This window comes from Blautia ammoniilytica (assembly GCF_025566965.1).
Taxonomy (GTDB): Bacteria; Bacillota; Clostridia; order Lachnospirales; family Lachnospiraceae; genus Blautia_A; species Blautia_A ammoniilytica.
The window spans coordinates 110,346-128,079 of sequence record NZ_JAOQJL010000006.1 but is presented as its reverse complement, the minus strand read 5'-3'; the positions used below and the strand labels follow the sequence as shown (position 1 = coordinate 128,079).

Genomic DNA, 17,734 nt, shown 5'->3' with positions numbered 1-17,734 from the left:
ATGGCATAAACAGGAGAAAGGAAGACAGAAAATGAAACGAAAAACATGTGTGGCAGTACTTGCCATGTGTCTGATATTGGCGGCTGGCTGCGAAAATAATGGAAGCGGTAACGCAGACAGGACAAAGACAGAGGACACAAAGACCGATACAACACAGGATACAGATATGAACAAGAGCAGCCAGGACTCAGACACCCGTCTGGTCTCTGTAGATGATATAGATAAATATATTACACTGGGTGAATATAAGGGAATCGTCCTGACGAAAAGTAATGTGCAGGTTACAGAGGAAGATGTGGACAACCGTGTTACAGAGAATCTGAAGGACAATATGAAGGAAGTTACCCAGAAGGGAGCGACCGTCCAGGATGGAGATGCAGTTACCATTAATTTTGTAGGCAAGAAAGACGGAGTGGCTTTTGAAGGCGGATCAGGGAACAATTATGATCTGACCATCGGAGACGGCACCATGATCCCAGGCTTTGAAGAAGGTATTATCGGTATGAAGAAAGGTGACACCAAGGATGTTGAAGTTACATTTCCGGAGAACTACAGACAGACAGATCTGGCAGGGCAGGATGCTGTATTCCAGATCACTTTGCAGAGCTTTCGGAGAGCACCTGAGTTTACAGATGAGTGGGTGACTGATAATACCGATTATGCCAATATGGAAGAATACAAGGCAGGGGTGCGTACCCAGCTGGAAGCAGAGGCTGTAACAAATGCAGATCAGGCTTTGAAGACTCAGGCATGGTCACAGGTATTTTCCAATTCTGAGGTTAAGGAATACCCGCAAGCGGATATGGATGAGGCTTCTGCAGAGTACAAACGTCTGGTACAGAAGTATGCAGATCAGGCAGGGATGAAGCTGGAAGAGTTTGTAGAGTCTCAGGGACTGACTACCGAAGATTTTAACAGCCAGTGTCAGTATTATGCACAGCAGAAGGTAAAACAGAATCTGATCGTCCAGAAGATTATGGATGCAGAGGGCATTGCATTGGATGATGAGGAATGTCTTGCTATTCAGGATCAGATCCTGCAGCAGTCAGGTGCAGGAGATATGGCTGTATTGATTGATACTTACGGACAGGCAGCAGTGGATGAGACGATTGGACTGCTGCGTATCGAAGATTTCCTGGTGGCCAATGCCAATGTGGAGCAGACAGAAGCAACTACGGATGCAGAAGCAACAGGTGCAGATACAGTAAATACAGACACAGCAGATACAAATGCAACAGGTGCAGACAGTACGGAGGCTCAGTGATGATCATTCAGGGCGGGATGGTGTTCCAGGAGGACGGAAGCTTCCGCAGACAGGAACTGTATATTGAAGGACACAGGATCGTATCCGGCCAGGAGCAGCTGACGGACTGCACTGTAATTGATGCGGAGGGATTGCTTGTTCTGCCGGGACTGATAGATATCCATACCCATGGAGCCTGCGGACATGATTATTGTGACGGAGATATGGAGGGACTGAAGGCTATCCTGAGATATGAAAGGCAGCACGGGATCACATCCTGCTGTCCAACCTCTATGACATTGCCGGAGAATAGTCTGAAGGACATTTTCAGCAATATCCGCAGTCTGGGAGAATATCGGGAAGGGGCAACCGTTCAGGGGATTAACATGGAGGGGCCTTTTCTTGATCCTGTCAGGAAGGGGGCACATAAGGAAAGCTGCATCCTAAAGCCGGATCCAGAACTGTTTGGCAGGCTGAATGGGTATTCCGGCGGACGGATCCGTATCATGACCCTTGCACCCAATGCAGAAGGGGCAATGGAGTTTATCCGGGAATTTCATGATCAGGTATGTATTTCCCTTGGACATACATCAGCAGATTATGATACAGCCAGGACAGCCATGCAACAGGGAGCACATCATGTGACCCATCTGTTTAATGCTATGGAGCCTTTGGGGCACAGGGCACCCGGGCTGATCGGCGCAGCCTTTGACGACCCTGAATGTATGGCAGAGCTTATCTGTGACGGGATACATGTACATCCTTCAGTAGTGAGAGCAGCATTTCATATGTTTGGACCTGAGAGGATGATCCTGATCAGCGATTCCATGATGGCAACCGGAATGGAAGACGGTATTTATCATCTGGGTGGCCAGTTGGTACAGGTACAGAATAAAAAGGCGCTTTTGCAGGATGGCACGATTGCCGGCTCTGCGACCAATCTTTTTGACTGTATGAAGAAGGCAGTATCTTTTGGGATTCCGCTGAAGGACGCTGTTTTTGCAGCAACCAGAAATCCGGCAAAGAGTATAGGAATCTATCACAGAACCGGATCAGTAACAATTGGAAAGGAAGCAGATCTTCTTCTGGTAACACCGGAATTGGATCTTATTCAGGTAATATGAATATAGAAGTGGGATGTTAATCCTGCCATATTCGAATAATCATACAATTGGTTAATCATAGTTAAGAGTGGGGTTATTGGTGAAATGAACAGAAGAACAGCACGCGAGAGGATGCGCAGGAAAAAGCGCCAGATGAGACGAAGGAAGATCATCAGGCTTGCCACATATTTGGTGGCTATGGTTCTGGCAGTGGTATTTGTAGTAAGAGGGATCATTATTCCAATTGCCAACCGTATCAGTGGAAAGGATGAAAGCAAGTCGGTAGAGGTACAGGCCAATATATCAATAGATCCGGATGCAGCCATCCGCCAGCCTTTAAAGGGGCAGCAAGATGCGGCAAAGGTAGCATATGTGGCTCCAGGATGGCATGAAGATAAAAATGGTAAGTGGTATCAGAATGCTGATGGTACATATTATGCAGGAGGGCTTCAGGATATTTCCGGAACCAAATACTGCTTTAATGATAATGGTTATGTTCAAACTGGCTGGGTATCAAAAGGAATAAAGGATTACTATTTTAATGAAGATGGATCTTATGACCCCTCTCAGAAGCGTAAATTACTTTGTCTTACTTTTGATGATGGACCGGGACAGTATACAGATGATTTGTTGAACTGTCTGGAAGAGAACAATGCACATGCAACGTTTTTTATGCTTGGACAAAATGTGGGCAATTATCCGGAACAGGTACAGCATATTCTAAAAGCCGGATGTGAGATCGGAAGCCATTCATATGATCATCCGAATCTTAAAAATCTGGATCTGGATTCTGTAAAGAAACAGTTTACAGATACAGATGATCTTCTGATCAAAGCCTGTGGCCAGGCGGCAACGGTAGCCAGGGCACCTTATGGAGAATGGAATCAGGATATCATTGATACTGTTGGAAAGCCGTTTTTTACCTGGAGTGTGGATTCCAGGGACTGGGATTATAAGGATGCAGATCTTGATTATAAGTCCGTTATGGAGGGGGATCTGTCTGATGGAAGTATCATTTTGATGCATGATATTCATCAGCCTACAGTAGAGGCCGCAAAGAGGATCATTCCGGAGCTGGTGGCGCAGGGTTATAAGCTGGTCACAGTAAGCGAGATGGCTCAGGCTAAAGGAGTGACTCTGCAGATGGCATCCTATTCCGATTTCTGGCAAAGTTCTTTTGATAAGGGGATCATTGCTGGGGCTTCTTCTGATGCAGGAGATACTTCTGGCGAAAGTACTGATGGAAATACTGACGGAAGTACAGATGGCAATACGGATGAAAGCGGCGAATAACTGGAATAGTCAGAAATAACAGATTTATGCATAAAATACAAGAATATGGGAGGGTATGTTGTCATTTAACATTGACGCATTGCCCTCCCATTGGTATAATATTGACTATGAGGCGGTTCTATAATATGACTTTTTTGAACAAAGTGCATAGATACAGACGGAAAAGGTATGGGATTGCCTAAATTACGATCCGGCAGATATTACAGAGTGCGAAAATGCCGGATGAGCGGACTTAAGAGTAGGAGGCATAAAACATTGAGTAAATGGTATGAAGAAGCAGTATTTTATCACATGTATCCAATCGGTATGACAGGTGCACCCAGGCAGAACACACAGGAGGAAGTAACACACCGCTTTCAGGAGCTTATGGAGTGGCTTCCGTATGTTCAGTCATTAGGCTGCACTGCGATTTATATAGGACCATTATTTGAGTCTACTTCCCATGGCTATGATACCAGAGACTATAAGCTGGTTGATCGTAGATTGGGGGACAATGAGGATTTTAAAGCTTTTGTTGCAAAAGCGCATGAGCTGGGGATCAAGATTGTTGTGGATGGAGTATTCAACCACACAGGCAGAGAATTTTTTGCATTTAAGGATATTCAGCAGAATAGGGAAAACTCCCCATACTGTTCCTGGTTTAAGGGGATCAATTTCGGATGGAATTCTCCGTATAATGACGGTTTCGGCTATGAAGCATGGCGGAATTGTTTTGAACTGGTCAATCTGAATTACTGGGAGCCAAAGGTAAGGGAGTATATCCTTAGTGTGATCGGCTTCTGGATCGATGAATTTGATATTGATGGTATCCGTCTGGACTGTGCAGACTGTCTGGAATTTTCATTTATGGAGGAGATGCGCCGTTATACCAATGAGAAAAAAGCAGATTTCTGGCTGATGGGTGAAGTGATCCATGGGGATTACAGCCGTTATGTAAGTGCAGATAAACTGGACAGCGTAACCAATTATGAACTTCATAAGGGCCTTTATTCCGGTCATAATGATCACAATTATTTTGAGATAGCGCATACCATTCGCAGGGAATTTGATGCTAACGGAGGCATTTACAAAGGACTGAAGCTGTATTCCTTTGTAGACAACCATGATGTGGACAGAATTGCTTCCAAGTTGAATGTACCAGGACATATTTATCCGGTACATACCCTGTTATATACACTTCCTGGTATTCCATCCTTGTATTATGGTTCAGAGTGGGGCATTCAGGGAAGAAAAGAAGGGGCAAACGATGATCCTCTTCGTCCTGCAGTAGATCTGAAGGAGGCCCTTGAGCATGTACCGGATCCAAAGCTTCTTCAGTGGGTAAAAACACTGGGACGTATCCACAAGGAACAGCCGGCATTGTCTGATGGACGGTATCAGGAGCTGCTTCTTACGAACAGACAGTATGCATTTGCAAGGATTCTGGGAGATGAGGGTGTGATCGTTGCAGTGAATAATGACGATAAAGATGCATACTTAAGTATCCGTGTTCCGATGCAGGGTAAGACATATACCAGCCTTCTGAACGGATCAGTAATAAAAGAAGAAAACGGTGCTCTTCAGGTGAAGCTTGCACCTAATGAGAGTTTTTTAGCAGCTATGCGCTGATATGCCAATAAATGTTTTCTAGGAGGTATTCAGTATGGGAGAGAGAATGCAGTTCACAGAACTGGATCAGTATCTGTTTGGACAGGCAACGCATTATGATCTTTACAAGAAGCTGGGAGCCCATCCGGTTTCTTATGGCAGACAGAAAGGTGTATATTTTGCTGTATGGGCACCGAATGCACAATATGTATCCGTGATCGGCGAGTTTAATGATTGGGATACCCAGGCAAATCCTATGGAAAAGGCCGGGCCTATTGGCGTTTTCCAGGTTTTTGTGCCTGGAGCCAGAGAGGGGCAGCTGTATAAGTTTTATATTGTGGGGATGCATGGCGAAGAGCTTTATAAGGCGGATCCATATGCAAATGCAGCCGAGATGCGTCCTGGAACTGCCTCCCGTATTACAGATATTTCCTCATATAAATGGAATGACGGTGTATGGATGAAGAACCGTCCTCGTTTCAACGAAAAAAAGGATGCAATGGCGATTTATGAAGTGCATCCTGGCTCCTGGATGAAGCATCCAAGCACTGAGGATAACAGAGAAGGCTTTTTCAATTACCGGGAATTTGGTGAGATGTTAGCCAAGTACGTAAAAGAAATGGGATATACCCATGTAGAACTGATGGGGATCGCAGAGCACCCGTTTGACGGTTCATGGGGGTATCAGGTTACCGGCTATTATGCACCTACTTCCAGATATGGCACTCCACAGGACTTTAAGTATATGGTCGATTATCTGCACAGACAGAAGATCGGTGTGATCCTGGACTGGGTTCCGGCTCATTTCCCCAAGGATGCCCACGGACTGGCCAATTTTGACGGTACAGCAGTTTATGAGCATGAAGACCCAAGACAGGGGGAGCATCCAGACTGGGGCACTAAGATCTACAATTACGGACGTCCGGAGGTAAAGAACTTCCTGATTGCCAATGCACTTTTCTGGATCGAAGAATGCCATGTGGATGGCCTGCGTGTGGATGCAGTAGCGTCCATGCTTTATCTGGATTATGGTAAGAGTGACGGCCAGTGGGTAGCCAATAAGTACGGCGGCAATGAGAATCTGGAGGCGATTGAATTTTTTAAGCACCTGAATACGGTTGTCCTTGGAAGAAATCATGGGACTGTGATGATCGCCGAAGAGTCTACGGCATGGCCTAAGGTAACTGGCAAAGCAGAGGATGGCGGTCTTGGATTTTCCCTGAAATGGAACATGGGATGGATGAATGATTTCCTGGAATATATGAAGCTGGATCCTTATTTCCGCAAGGATAATCACAACAAGATGACCTTTGCCATTACATATGCTTACAGTGAGAAATATGTGCTGGTGCTTTCCCATGATGAGGTGGTTCATCTGAAATGCTCCATGCTCAGTAAGATGCCAGGTGAACTGGAGGACAAATTCAAAAACCTGAAAGCCGGATATACATTTATGATGGGACATCCTGGTAAGAAGCTGCTGTTTATGGGACAAGATTTCGGGCAGCTGCGGGAGTGGAGTGAGGAGCGTGAGCTTGACTGGTTCCTACTTCAGGAAAAGGAGCACCGGGATCTGCAGAGCTTTGTTAAGGATCTGCTGTATATTTACAGGAAGTATCCTGCCGTTCATGCCACAGATAATGATCCTCAGGGATTTGAATGGATTAATGCAGACGATGCCTACAGAAGTATTTTCAGCTTTGTGCGAAAGTCGCCTACCAAGAGAAACAATCTTCTTTTTATATGTAATTTTACACCGGTTGCAAGACCGGACTACCGGGTTGGTGTGCCAAGACTTAAGCAATATACACAGCTTATGGACGAGAATGGAAGAACCGGGAAGAAGGTATTCCGGGCAGTGAAGCAGGAGTGCGACAACAGGCCATATTCGTTTGCGTATCCGCTGCCTGCATACGGGATCGCTATTTTCCAGTATTAGTACATCGAATATTAAGTAACCACCATATTGACTTGCCTGATTTTTCATATTCATGGTAAAGCTCCTGGTGGGAGATTGCCTGTGTACAATAATCTTTACCGATCTTTTACTGATTTTTTACTGATTTTTTTTCTGTATTAAGTGAACCTGCTCTTGCTTTTTAGAAAAAGTTAGGGTATAATGAGCGCGAAAATAGATATAATTGTGAAAGTGCTGAACAGTTATATTAATCAGGAAAGCGTAGAGTTTGAAAGGAGATATTAGCATGAAAGTATCCAATATTAAAGACGTTGATAAATTTTTTGAAGTAGTTGACAGCTGTGCAGGTAAAGTTGAGCTTGTTACAGGCGAAGGCGACAGACTGAATCTGAAGTCCAAATTATCTCAGTATGTATCTCTGGCAAACATCTTCTCCAATGGCGAGATTCCGGAGCTTGAGATCGTAGCATATGAGAAAGAAGACATCGAGAAGCTGATGAACTTCATGATCAACGGCTGATTTAGAGCGAGCCGCTGTGAACCGTAAGGTAGTGTTTTATTTATTGCGAAGAGAACATTTTCTTCGACTTAGATAAAAGAATATCAGGCTGACGTTTCTAAGAGATACAGATACTTTCCGGTGACTGCGAGGATATGGAGCAGTTACGTTTACAGTATTGTGATCAGGGACGTCGGCCGTCGTTTTATGCATGAACCAGGGGGCGCAAGCGTTTCCTGGTCAAGTTGCGTTCATGGATCAAATCCAGAACAGAAAGGAAAATAAAATGGTAAAGATTGATATTGTTTCAGGATTTCTTGGAGCTGGAAAAACAACTCTTATAAAAAAGCTGTTGAAGGATGCATTTCAGGGTGAGCAGGTTGTTTTGATCGAGAATGAATTTGGCGAGATTGGCATTGACGGTGGTTTCTTAAAAGAAGCAGGGATTCAGATCCGTGAAATGAATTCCGGATGTATCTGCTGCTCTCTGGTCGGCGATTTTGGAGCATCCTTAAAGGAAGTTGTAGAGAAGTACCATCCGGACCGTATCCTTATTGAGCCATCCGGTGTAGGCAAGCTGTCTGATGTGATCAAGGCTGTACAGGGTGTGGAAAAAGAAGTTGATATAACACTGAATAGCTATACAACGGTTGTTGATGCAAAGAAATGCAAGATGTATATGAGAAATTTTGGCGAGTTTTTCAACAACCAGGTAGAGTATGCCGGGGCTATCATTATGAGCCGTACAGATATTGTGGATGAAGAAAAAGCCACAAAGGCAATGGAGCTTTTAAGGGAGATTAATAAGAATGCTGCCATCATCACCACACCTATCGAGAAGCTGGAAGGTAAGAAGCTGCTGGAGGTTATGGAGCATCCTGTATCTCTGGAAGAAGAGCTTTTGAAAGAGGAGCATGAGCATCATCATCACCATGACCATGATGAAGAATGCGGCTGCGGACACGACCATGACCACGACCACGAGCATGAACATCACCATCACCACGACCATGATGAAGAGTGTGGCTGCGGACATGACCATGACCACGAGCATGAACATCACCATGACCACGATGAAGAGTGTAGCTGCGGACATGACCATGACCACGAACATGAGCATCACCATCACCACGATCATGATGAGGAATGCAGTTGCGGCTGTGGACATGATCACCACCATGATCATCATCACCATCATGCAGATGAAGTATTTACAAGCTGGGGCCGTGAGACTATTAAGAAATATACCAGAGAAGCACTGGAGAAAATGCTGGAAGCACTGTCAGCATCTGAGGAATATGGTATCATCCTTCGTGCAAAGGGAATGCTGCCTGCAGAAGATGGAACATGGATTTATTTTGACATGGTTCCGGAAGAAACAGAGATCCGTGAAGGTGCACCTGAATACACCGGTCGTCTCTGCGTGATCGGATCCAAGCTGAATGAAGAGAAACTGGCACAGCTTTTTGGATTGAATGCATAAGGCGGAGGATAGACCATGGATGAGATCAGGGTTCCCATATATTTGATCACAGGATTTCTGGAAAGCGGTAAAACCACTTTTCTCAGATTTACCTTGGATCAGGACTATTTCCAGATCGATGGAAAAACACTTCTTATACTTATGGAAGAGGGAGAAGAGGAATACGATACAAAAGCCCTTGCGAAAAATAATACAGTGGTAGAAGTGATCGAAAAAGAAGAGGATCTGACTACAGAGCGCTTAGAGGCAATGGAGATCATCCATCAGCCGGACAGAGTGGTCATTGAATACAATGGCATGTGGCTGGTCAGCAGGTTTTATGACATGAAGCTGCCCTTTGGCTGGGGTGTGGAACAGCAGATTACCTGTGTGGACGGAAGTACGTTCCAGGTATATATGGCAAATATGAAGTCCATTTTTATGGACATGGTGAAATATACGGACATGGTAGTATTTAACCGGTGCAAGAGAGAAGATCCGCTGGCCAATTACCGGAGAAGCATTAAGGTTTCCAACCAGAGTGCAGAAGTGATCTTTGAAGATGAAGAAGGGGAGATCGATGATATTTTCGGGGATCAGATGCCCTTTGACGTAAATGCTCCTGTGATTGAAATTCCGCCTGAGGATTACGGTATCTGGTTTGTGGATGCAATGGATCACCCGGATACTTATGTTGGAAAAACTGTCCGGTTTAAGGGAAGGGTTATGAAGCCACGCGGAATGGGCAGCAAATTCTTTGTTCCTGGAAGGATCGCCATGACCTGTTGCGCAGATGATACTACATTCCTTGGCTTTGTATGCAAAAGTGCATTTGCACCTAAGCTGAAAGAAAAGGAATGGGTGGAGGTTACTGCAAAAGTGGCTTTTGAAAGACGAATGGAATACCAGGGAGATGGCGTGGTTCTTTATGCAGAGAATGTTACGCCATGTGAGCCACTGGAAGAAGAAATGGTATATTTTAATTAGATAGCATGAGGACAATATGTATTTAATAGTTGGTTTGGGAAATCCAGGAAGACAGTACGAGGCAACCAGGCATAATATGGGGTTTGACACCGTTGATTGCCTGATCGAAAAGCATAATGTACCGCAGGGCGGCGTAAAATTTAATGCAATGTATGGAAAAGGGATCATAGGCGGTGACAAGGCTATTTTGATGAAACCTCTTTCCTTTATGAATCTTAGCGGAGGCCCTGTCCGTGATATGGTGAATTTTTTCAAGATCGATCCTGAAAAGGAATTGATCGTGATCAGCGATGATATTGATCTGGAGCCGGGGCAGTTGCGAATTCGTAAGCAGGGCAGCGCAGGTGGTCATAATGGATTAAAAGACATTATCCAGAAGCTGGGCACTCAGAATTTCGTCAGGATCAAAATTGGCGTAGGTGCCAAGCCCCAAGGCTGGGATCTGGCGGATCATGTGTTGTCCAGATTCCCGGACAGTGAACGTAAGCTGGTGGATGAAGCGATCCGGGAGGCGGCAGATGCTGTTGAAAAAATTATTGCACAGGGACCGGATGCGGCCATGAATGAATATAATCGGAAAAAGAAAATATGAAAACATTTATTCAACCTTTACACAATCTTGCAGAGTTTGAAGAAATACAGAAATCTATAAAAAATAACAAAGGGGTGTTGCTGTTGACCGGCTGCACCCTTTCTCAAAAAGCGAATATGATTCACGGATTGTCTGACATGTTCCGGCGTCGCCTGGTGATCTGTGAGGATGAAAAAAGAGCAAAGGAACTATATGAGGACACACGTTTTTATGATAAAACAGTGCTGTATTATCCGGCCAAGGATCTGCTTTTTTTTCAGGCTGACATTCACGGAAACCTTCTGATCAGGCAGAGAATGCAGGTGATCCAGGCACTTCTTGAGAGGGAAGAGGTTACGGTTTTTACCAGCATTGACGGCTGCATGGATTATCTGATGCCTCTGGATAAAATACAGAATCGGGTGCTTCATTTTTACAATGACAGTGTGATCGATATGGAGCAGCTGAAAAAATCCCTGGTAGAATTGGGATATGAGCGTGTAGGCCAGGTGGAGATGCCGGGACAGTTTTCAGTCCGTGGAGGCATTGTGGATATTTATTCGCTGACAGAAGAAAATCCATGGCGTATAGAGCTATGGGGAGATGAAGTGGATTCTATCCGCAGCTTTGATGCAGAAAGCCAGCGTTCTTTGGATAATCTGGAAGAAATCATGATTTATCCGGCAGCAGAAAAAACGCTGGACAAAGGTATGGTATCTTTTCTTGATTACTTCCCGGAGGAGGAAGCTTTGATTTTCCTGGATGAGCCTAACCGGCTGACAGAAAATGGCCAGGCTGTGGAAGAGGAATATCAGCAGAGCCTGATGCACAGGGAGGAAAAAGGGGAACAGAAGCTTCCGGGACAGTGGCTGTGCAGGTTTGAGGATGTTAAGAAAAACCTGAACAAAAGAAACTGTATCGCCCTATGTGCTTTGGAACCAAACCGGGAAGGGTGGAGATTTACGGATAATTTTGGGCTGACGGTCCAATCTGTAAATTCCTACAACAGCAGCTTTGAGCTCCTTGTAAAAGACCTTTTTAAATACAAAAAGCAGGGATATCAGATCGCTCTATTATCCGGCTCACGTACCAGGGCAGAACGGCTGGCAAAGGATCTGCAGGCTGAAGGCCTGAATGCTTTTTATAGTCAGGATTATGACCGGGTGATCCAGCCGGGAGAGATCATGGTGCTGTATGGCCATGCAAGCAGAGGCTTTGAATATCCATTGGTTAAATTTGCAGTGATGACGGAGACGGACATCTTTGGCCAGGAGCAGAAAAAAAAGAAAAAACGAAAAAAATATAATGGCAATCATATCCAGGATTTTTCCGAGCTTTCCATTGGAGATTATGTAGTCCATGAAAAGCATGGATTGGGGATCTACCGAGGGATTGAGAAGGTAGAAGTGGATAAGATCGTCAAGGACTATATAAAGATTGAGTACAGAGATGGAAGCAACCTGTATATTCTGGCTACTCAGCTGGATGCCCTACAGAAATACACCGGCGCAGATGCAGACAGGAAGCCTAAGCTGAATAAGCTGGGAACACAGGAATGGAACCGTACCAAAACAAAGGTGCGGGGAGCCGTAAAGAATATTGCAAAAGAGCTGGTGGAGCTGTATGCAGCCAGGCAGGAAAAAGAAGGGTATGTATGCGGCCCGGATACTGTATGGCAAAGAGAATTTGAGGAAATGTTTCCCTATGAGGAAACGGACGATCAGCTGATGGCCATTGAAGATACCAAGAAAGATATGGAAAGCACCAAGATCATGGATCGTCTTGTATGTGGCGATGTAGGGTATGGAAAAACGGAGATTGCCCTGCGGGCTGCCTTTAAGGCTGTACAGGAAAGCCGTCAGGTGGTGTATCTGGTGCCTACTACAATCTTGGCTCAGCAGCATTACAATACTTTTGTACAAAGGATGAAAGAATTTCCTGTACGTGTGGATCTGCTGTGCCGGTTCCGCACGCCTGCCCAGCAGAAGAAAACACTGGATGATCTGAAAAAGGGACAGGTGGATATTGTGATAGGTACCCACAGAGTCCTTTCTAAGGATGTAATATTTAAAAACCTTGGTCTTCTGATCATTGACGAGGAGCAGCGCTTCGGGGTTGCACATAAAGAGCGGATCAAGCAGATGAAGAAGGATGTGGATGTGTTGACACTTACCGCCACACCTATTCCAAGAACCCTTCATATGAGCTTGATCGGGATCAGGGATATGAGTGTGCTGGAAGAACCGCCTATGGATCGTATGCCTATCCAGACCTATGTGATGGAGTATGATGAAGAGACTGTCCGGGAAGCCATTAAAAGAGAACTGCGCCGTGGCGGACAGGTTTATTATGTATATAATCGGGTGACAGATATTGATGAAGTAGCTGCCAGGATCGGAAAGCTTGTTCCGGATGCCAGGGTAGATTTTGCCCATGGACAAATGAGCGAACGGGAATTGGAACGGGTGATGTATGGTTTTATAAGCGGTGAGATCGATGTACTGGTTTCCACTACGATCATTGAAACGGGGCTGGATATTTCCAATGTTAATACTATGATCATTCATGACTCAGATAAGTATGGACTTTCTCAGCTTTATCAGTTGCGGGGGCGTATTGGCCGTTCCAACCGGACAGCATATGCATTTTTGATGTACAGGCAGAACCGTATGCTGAAAGAAACAGCAGAAAAAAGACTGTCTGCTATACGGGAGTTTACAGACCTGGGAAGCGGGTTCAAGATCGCCATGCGGGATCTGGAGATCCGCGGAGCAGGAAACCTTCTTGGAGCGCAGCAGCATGGACATATGAATGCAGTAGGTTATGATCTGTACTGCAAGATGCTTAGTGAAGCAGTCAAAGAGGCTAAGGGCATTCAGACCATGGACGATTTTGAGACCACTATAGACCTTGTAATGGATGCATTTATCCCGGACACCTATATATCCAATGAGTTTCAGAAGCTGGATATTTATAAACGGATCGCAGGGATAGAGTCTCAGCAGGATTATGATGAAATGCTGGAAGAGCTGATCGATCGTTTTGGGGAACCGCCAAAAGCAGTATTAAACCTTCTGGCCATTGCCCGTCTGAAGGCACTGGCACACCAGGCATATATTACGGAGATCAAACAGACATCCAGGGAGTGCAGGATCACTTTATATGAAAATGCAAAGATCAATCCGGCAGGAATTCCGCCGCTTATGGAAAAATACAGACGGTCCCTGCAATTTAAAAACGATCAGACGCCCAAATTCCTGTTTGCGCCGGTAGGACCTGTGGTTCCTGCACTTACCCGGTTTGCAGAGGAATTGCTGGAACTGGTGGAATAAGGGGAACAACCAAGCACAGGCGGTCCTGGACCTTTTAACCCTGGTATCATCAAAATTCACACAAAAATAGTTGCCTGATGAGGAAAAACAGGATATACTATAAAAAGTGTAACCTGTGATACAGGTGCGTCAGATTGGAGGAAGATATGAAGGATTTATTGAAAAGAACAACCATCGCAGCCCTGGTCGGAGTGCTGGCAGCAGGGATGTTTACAGGCTGCGGTGAGAAAAAAGTAGATGGAACAAAGACAGTTGCTACTGTAGATGGTACAGACGTGCCGATGGGTGTATTAAGTCTTTTTGCAAGAGAGCAGCAGGCACAGACAATTGCTATGTATCAGCAGTTTATGGGTGGCAGTGCTTCCAATATCTGGAGTGGTGTGGCAGATGAGGATACAGGAGAGACTTATGGAGAGAGCGCTGTAAAGAGTGCCCTGAAGCAGGTAGAGATTCTGTACGTAATGAAAGAGAAGGCTGCAGATTACAATGTGGAGATCACAGAGGATGAGCAGAAAGCCATTGAAGACGCAGCAGCAGCCTTTATGAAGGATAATGATGAGGATACGATCAAGGAGCTTTCTGTTACAGAGGACCAGGTGAAGACTTTGCTTGAGCTTGAGACTTATCAGAAGAAGATGCAGGATCCTATCAAGAAAGAAGGCAATATTGAGGTTTCTGAGGATGATGCACAGCAGTCAGCCTTTACCTATGTTAATATTTCATTGTCCGGAGATGATCTGACAGATGACGATATTGCCAAGAGGAAAGAGCAGGCTCAGGAGATCCTTGATAAGGTGAAAGAGGATCCGACAGCAGATATGAAAGAGATCGCTAAGGGGGTAGATGACAGCTATACCGCATTAAATGGCACATTTACTACCAAAGAATCTGATGATGAGGATTTCCAGTCTACTGCATATCCGGATGAAGTGCTCACTGCACTTCGTACCCTGAAAGAGGGTGAAGTTTATGACTCTCTTGTAGAGACAGATACAGCTGCTTATATCCTCAGACTGGATTCAGAGAAGGATGAGGATGCTACTGCTTCCAAGGTTAAATCCGTAACCACTACAAAAGAGAATAAATATTATTCCGAAACAACCGAGAAGTGGCTGGATGATGCGAAGGTCACAGAGGATGAGAAGGTTCTTAAGACTCTTACATTCTCAGATAATCATACTTTCACCATCAAAGCTACCACATCAGATGCAGCAGGTGACAGCACAGAAGAGACAGCAGATGAGGCCGAGGTAACACCTACAGAAGAAGCCGCAGAGGAGACCGAGGTAACACCTACAGAAGAGGCAGCAGATGAGGCCGAGGTAACACCTACAGAAGAAGCCGCAGAGGAGACCGAGGTAACACCTACAGAAGAGGCCGCAGAGGAGACTGAGGTAACACCAACAGAAGAAGCTGCAGACGATACAGAAGAATGATAGACATATCAATCCATAAAAAATGGGTACGTGGCACAGACCAGTGCTGCGTACCCATTTTTTAATATGAGCAATTTATTTTCAAATCAGCTGGAAGTGCTTCATTGCATTCCAGATCCCATTGTCTGTAATACCTGTGGTGCGGTAAGTACAAAAAGGAAAAATCTCAGGCATGGAGTTGCCCATGGCAATGCTGGTGCCTGCATATTTCAACATAGCCAGGTCATTGGTGCTGTCACCAAAAGCAAAGCTGTCTTCCAGGGACATGCCAAGATGATCCAGCAGGAACTGGATGCCGGTAGCTTTCGTATATTTGGCAAGAGTAACTTCCCATACATCATGCCCATGATCAAAACAGATCATGTCATTTTCCTGGGCATATTTTTCAAAGCCTGCCCGGTCAGAGTCTGGCCCAATGGATACCAGATATTTGTCGAAGGTATAAGTGGCAGCTTTTTCTCCTGTGTATTCAGCTATGTTCTCCGTAGGTGCCATTTTCCGGATCATAGGGAAAACAGGATGATGATGTGGCTCACCATCATATAAAATTGCATCACACCGCTCAAAATACGTGGGGATATGGAATTGACGCAGCTTTTTTACAATATCCACGCACTGGTCATGGGGGATGGATTTAGAGAAAAGCAGCTGGCCATTCATGTAGATTTGAGTGCCGCAGCCACATACATAACCGTCAAAGCCAAGAGTCAGCAGATCTTTAGGGATGATCACACGGGTGCGGCCAGTATTGATAAAGCACAGATGGCCATTCTTTCTGGCTTGGGTAATGGCCTGGGCAGTGCTTTCGGGAATGGTACAGGGCGGTGCTGTGACGAGAGTGCCGTCAATATCAAAAAACAGGATTTTTCTATTCATCGTCTACCTCATTATCCGGATATTCTGTGTCTTCAGAAAGATTGCCCATGTGTACGCAGATGCCATTAACTTCGATCTCACCTTCCATAGGGATCACCAGACATTTTCGACCGTCAATTACTTTGGTCTCGATCAATTCTGCACGCTCAGGATCGATCTTCACTACTACATCCGGTGTTTTGACTTCAAATTTACGGGGGCTGGCAATATTGGAGGCCATCAGGGAAGGCTGATCTCCTGCCACAAGTTCATACTGCTGGTCAAAGGTATCCAGCTTTTCTTCTGCCACGCCACAGTCCTCAAGAAGTCTCTTCACTTCCGGTTTTGTGAGCGCTACCGGTTCAGGCTCATCTTTCTGTGCTTCAATCAGTTCATTCAGCTTCTCATGGATACTGATCACTGTATTGTAGTCACAGTCATCTCCAAGGGTTTCTTCTACAAGCATGTTAAAGGAATCCCGCTGTCCACCAGCAGACATGGGAGCTGTACAGCCCAGAACCTGATCAATAAACAGATCATGAAGTGCTTCTGCATTTTTGGAATAGTATAAAAGTCCGTGGATGTCTGTGCTCCGGTCATTAAATACAGGGAAAAGGAAACCGGACTCCGGCATTTCCACGATCCAGTCGCGGATACGGTCTTCAATCAGATTTGTCTCTGCATTATAACAAAGTCCTGCCTTAGAAAGCTTAACCGGGCAGATGCTGCAAAGAAGATGCTCATAGATCTCGTCAGATGCATCAAACATGTCAAGACCGTCAGAAGATTTGCCTGGAATATCATATACTGCATGGACAAGGATAATGTAATAATTCTCCGGATAATCGTAATTCTCAATGATCCGGTCATAGAACTGCTGGATCAGTTCATCGTCGGTGAGACGGCTGGCTCTAAGACGCATAAGAAATTCCTGGGTTCCTCCATCTGCTTCCTGATTCGTTGGAAATTCCATGTTCAGCAGGTTTTTACCAAGGGTACCGGATAGGGTTTTCTTGAAAATCTCAAAATATTTGAACATTTCTTCCTCGGAAAGGGAGAGAAAGGCTTCTTTTAATTCTGTTTTCTTATTCTTGTCACCATCCACATAACAGCCGCAGATCCTTGTAATGGAACAATTGGCTGGTGAAAACTGTTTTTTGATCTCGGAAATTTCTTTTTTGTTCATGGTTGATCCTCCTCGTTTGCTCATTATATCGCAAAATCTTTTGACGGGCAAGAAAACAAAAAATTATAGATTTCTTTTGATAAATAAGAAAAACCTAATGGGTAATGGTAAAAGTGCATAAAAATGAACACCAAAAACTGTTAAAAACGATTAAATACGTTAAGAAATTTATAGATAGACAAAAAAATATTATATTTATTTCCTAAACAAGGATTGCTAAAATATAAAACATCAAGAGCGGTACGAACCGCAATAAAAGGAG

13 protein-coding genes are annotated in these 17,734 nt (G+C 44.8%); 11 read left to right on the top strand and 2 right to left on the bottom strand.

Features of this window, described 5'->3' with window-relative positions; translation table 11 throughout:
- Positions 1-31 precede the first annotated feature (31 nt).
- From tig to OCV61_RS04540, 11 genes are all read left to right on the top strand, one after another.
- Positions 32-1,264 carry a trigger factor gene (gene tig / locus OCV61_RS04590; RefSeq protein ID WP_158420877.1) on the top strand — a complete coding sequence of 411 codons (1,233 nt, stop codon included), beginning with the start codon at positions 32-34 and terminating at the stop codon, positions 1,262-1,264.
- A complete protein-coding gene (gene nagA / locus OCV61_RS04585) occupies positions 1,264-2,367 on the top strand; it encodes an N-acetylglucosamine-6-phosphate deacetylase (protein WP_158420876.1) in 1,104 nt (367 codons plus the stop codon). The genes tig and nagA overlap by 1 nt, the downstream gene beginning before the upstream one ends.
- Positions 2,368-2,499: 132 nt before the next feature.
- The gene (locus tag OCV61_RS04580) at positions 2,500-3,639 is read left to right on the top strand and encodes a polysaccharide deacetylase family protein (RefSeq protein WP_262582683.1); all 1,140 of its coding nucleotides are present in this window, start codon (positions 2,500-2,502) and stop codon (positions 3,637-3,639) included.
- 255 nt (positions 3,640-3,894) lie between these two features.
- Positions 3,895-5,247, top strand: a complete 1,353-nt coding sequence (locus tag OCV61_RS04575; RefSeq protein WP_158420874.1) for an alpha-amylase family glycosyl hydrolase — start codon at positions 3,895-3,897, stop codon at positions 5,245-5,247.
- Between the two features lie 34 nt (positions 5,248-5,281).
- Entirely contained in the window at positions 5,282-7,165 is a 1,884-nt protein-coding gene (gene glgB / locus OCV61_RS04570) for a 1,4-alpha-glucan branching protein GlgB (RefSeq protein WP_158420873.1), read from the top strand.
- 265 nt (positions 7,166-7,430) lie between these two features.
- Complete coding sequence (locus OCV61_RS04565; RefSeq protein ID WP_158420872.1) at positions 7,431-7,664, top strand: polya polymerase; 234 nt, start codon at positions 7,431-7,433, stop codon at positions 7,662-7,664.
- A gap of 265 nt (positions 7,665-7,929) precedes the next feature.
- The gene (locus OCV61_RS04560; RefSeq protein WP_158420871.1) at positions 7,930-9,126 is read left to right on the top strand and encodes a CobW family GTP-binding protein; all 1,197 of its coding nucleotides are present in this window, start codon (positions 7,930-7,932) and stop codon (positions 9,124-9,126) included.
- Positions 9,127-9,141: 15 nt separating this feature from the next.
- Positions 9,142-10,092 carry a TIGR03943 family putative permease subunit gene (locus OCV61_RS04555; RefSeq protein ID WP_158420870.1) on the top strand — a complete coding sequence of 317 codons (951 nt, stop codon included), beginning with the start codon at positions 9,142-9,144 and terminating at the stop codon, positions 10,090-10,092.
- A 16-nt stretch (positions 10,093-10,108) separates the two neighbouring features.
- Positions 10,109-10,684 (top strand): aminoacyl-tRNA hydrolase, encoded by a 576-nt coding sequence (gene pth, locus OCV61_RS04550; RefSeq protein WP_158420869.1) that lies wholly within the window; start codon positions 10,109-10,111, stop codon positions 10,682-10,684.
- Positions 10,681-13,995 (top strand): transcription-repair coupling factor, encoded by a 3,315-nt coding sequence (gene mfd / locus OCV61_RS04545; protein ID WP_158420868.1) that lies wholly within the window; start codon positions 10,681-10,683, stop codon positions 13,993-13,995. The genes pth and mfd overlap by 4 nt, the downstream gene beginning before the upstream one ends.
- A 146-nt stretch (positions 13,996-14,141) precedes the next feature.
- Positions 14,142-15,431, top strand: a complete 1,290-nt coding sequence (locus OCV61_RS04540) for an FKBP-type peptidylprolyl isomerase (RefSeq protein WP_262582681.1) — start codon at positions 14,142-14,144, stop codon at positions 15,429-15,431.
- Between the two features lie 81 nt (positions 15,432-15,512).
- Here OCV61_RS04540 and OCV61_RS04535 read toward each other — a convergent pair whose 3' ends face one another.
- Complete coding sequence (locus OCV61_RS04535) at positions 15,513-16,307, bottom strand: Cof-type HAD-IIB family hydrolase (RefSeq protein ID WP_158420867.1); 795 nt, start codon at positions 16,305-16,307, stop codon at positions 15,513-15,515.
- Positions 16,300-17,472: a DUF4317 domain-containing protein gene (locus tag OCV61_RS04530; protein WP_158420866.1), complete on the bottom strand. Its 1,173-nt coding sequence runs from the start codon at positions 17,470-17,472 to the stop codon at positions 16,300-16,302. The genes OCV61_RS04535 and OCV61_RS04530 overlap by 8 nt, the downstream gene beginning before the upstream one ends.
- Between the last annotated feature and the right edge of the window lie 262 nt (positions 17,473-17,734).

Coding starts and splice junctions, on each gene's coding strand:
- OCV61_RS04580 (WP_262582683.1), top strand. CDS start 2,500: ATGAGACGAAGGAAGATCATCAGGCTTGCCACATATTTGGTGGCTATG.
- OCV61_RS04565 (WP_158420872.1), top strand. CDS start 7,431: ATGAAAGTATCCAATATTAAAGACGTTGATAAATTTTTTGAAGTAGTT.
- mfd (WP_158420868.1), top strand. CDS start 10,681: ATGAAAACATTTATTCAACCTTTACACAATCTTGCAGAGTTTGAAGAA.
- OCV61_RS04535 (WP_158420867.1), bottom strand. CDS start 16,307: ATGAATAGAAAAATCCTGTTTTTTGATATTGACGGCACTCTCGTCACA.
- glgB (WP_158420873.1), top strand. CDS start 5,282: ATGGGAGAGAGAATGCAGTTCACAGAACTGGATCAGTATCTGTTTGGA.
- OCV61_RS04560 (WP_158420871.1), top strand. CDS start 7,930: ATGGTAAAGATTGATATTGTTTCAGGATTTCTTGGAGCTGGAAAAACA.
- nagA (WP_158420876.1), top strand. CDS start 1,264: ATGATCATTCAGGGCGGGATGGTGTTCCAGGAGGACGGAAGCTTCCGC.
- pth (WP_158420869.1), top strand. CDS start 10,109: ATGTATTTAATAGTTGGTTTGGGAAATCCAGGAAGACAGTACGAGGCA.
- OCV61_RS04530 (WP_158420866.1), bottom strand. CDS start 17,472: ATGAACAAAAAAGAAATTTCCGAGATCAAAAAACAGTTTTCACCAGCC.
- OCV61_RS04555 (WP_158420870.1), top strand. CDS start 9,142: ATGGATGAGATCAGGGTTCCCATATATTTGATCACAGGATTTCTGGAA.
- OCV61_RS04540 (WP_262582681.1), top strand. CDS start 14,142: ATGAAGGATTTATTGAAAAGAACAACCATCGCAGCCCTGGTCGGAGTG.
- tig (WP_158420877.1), top strand. CDS start 32: ATGAAACGAAAAACATGTGTGGCAGTACTTGCCATGTGTCTGATATTG.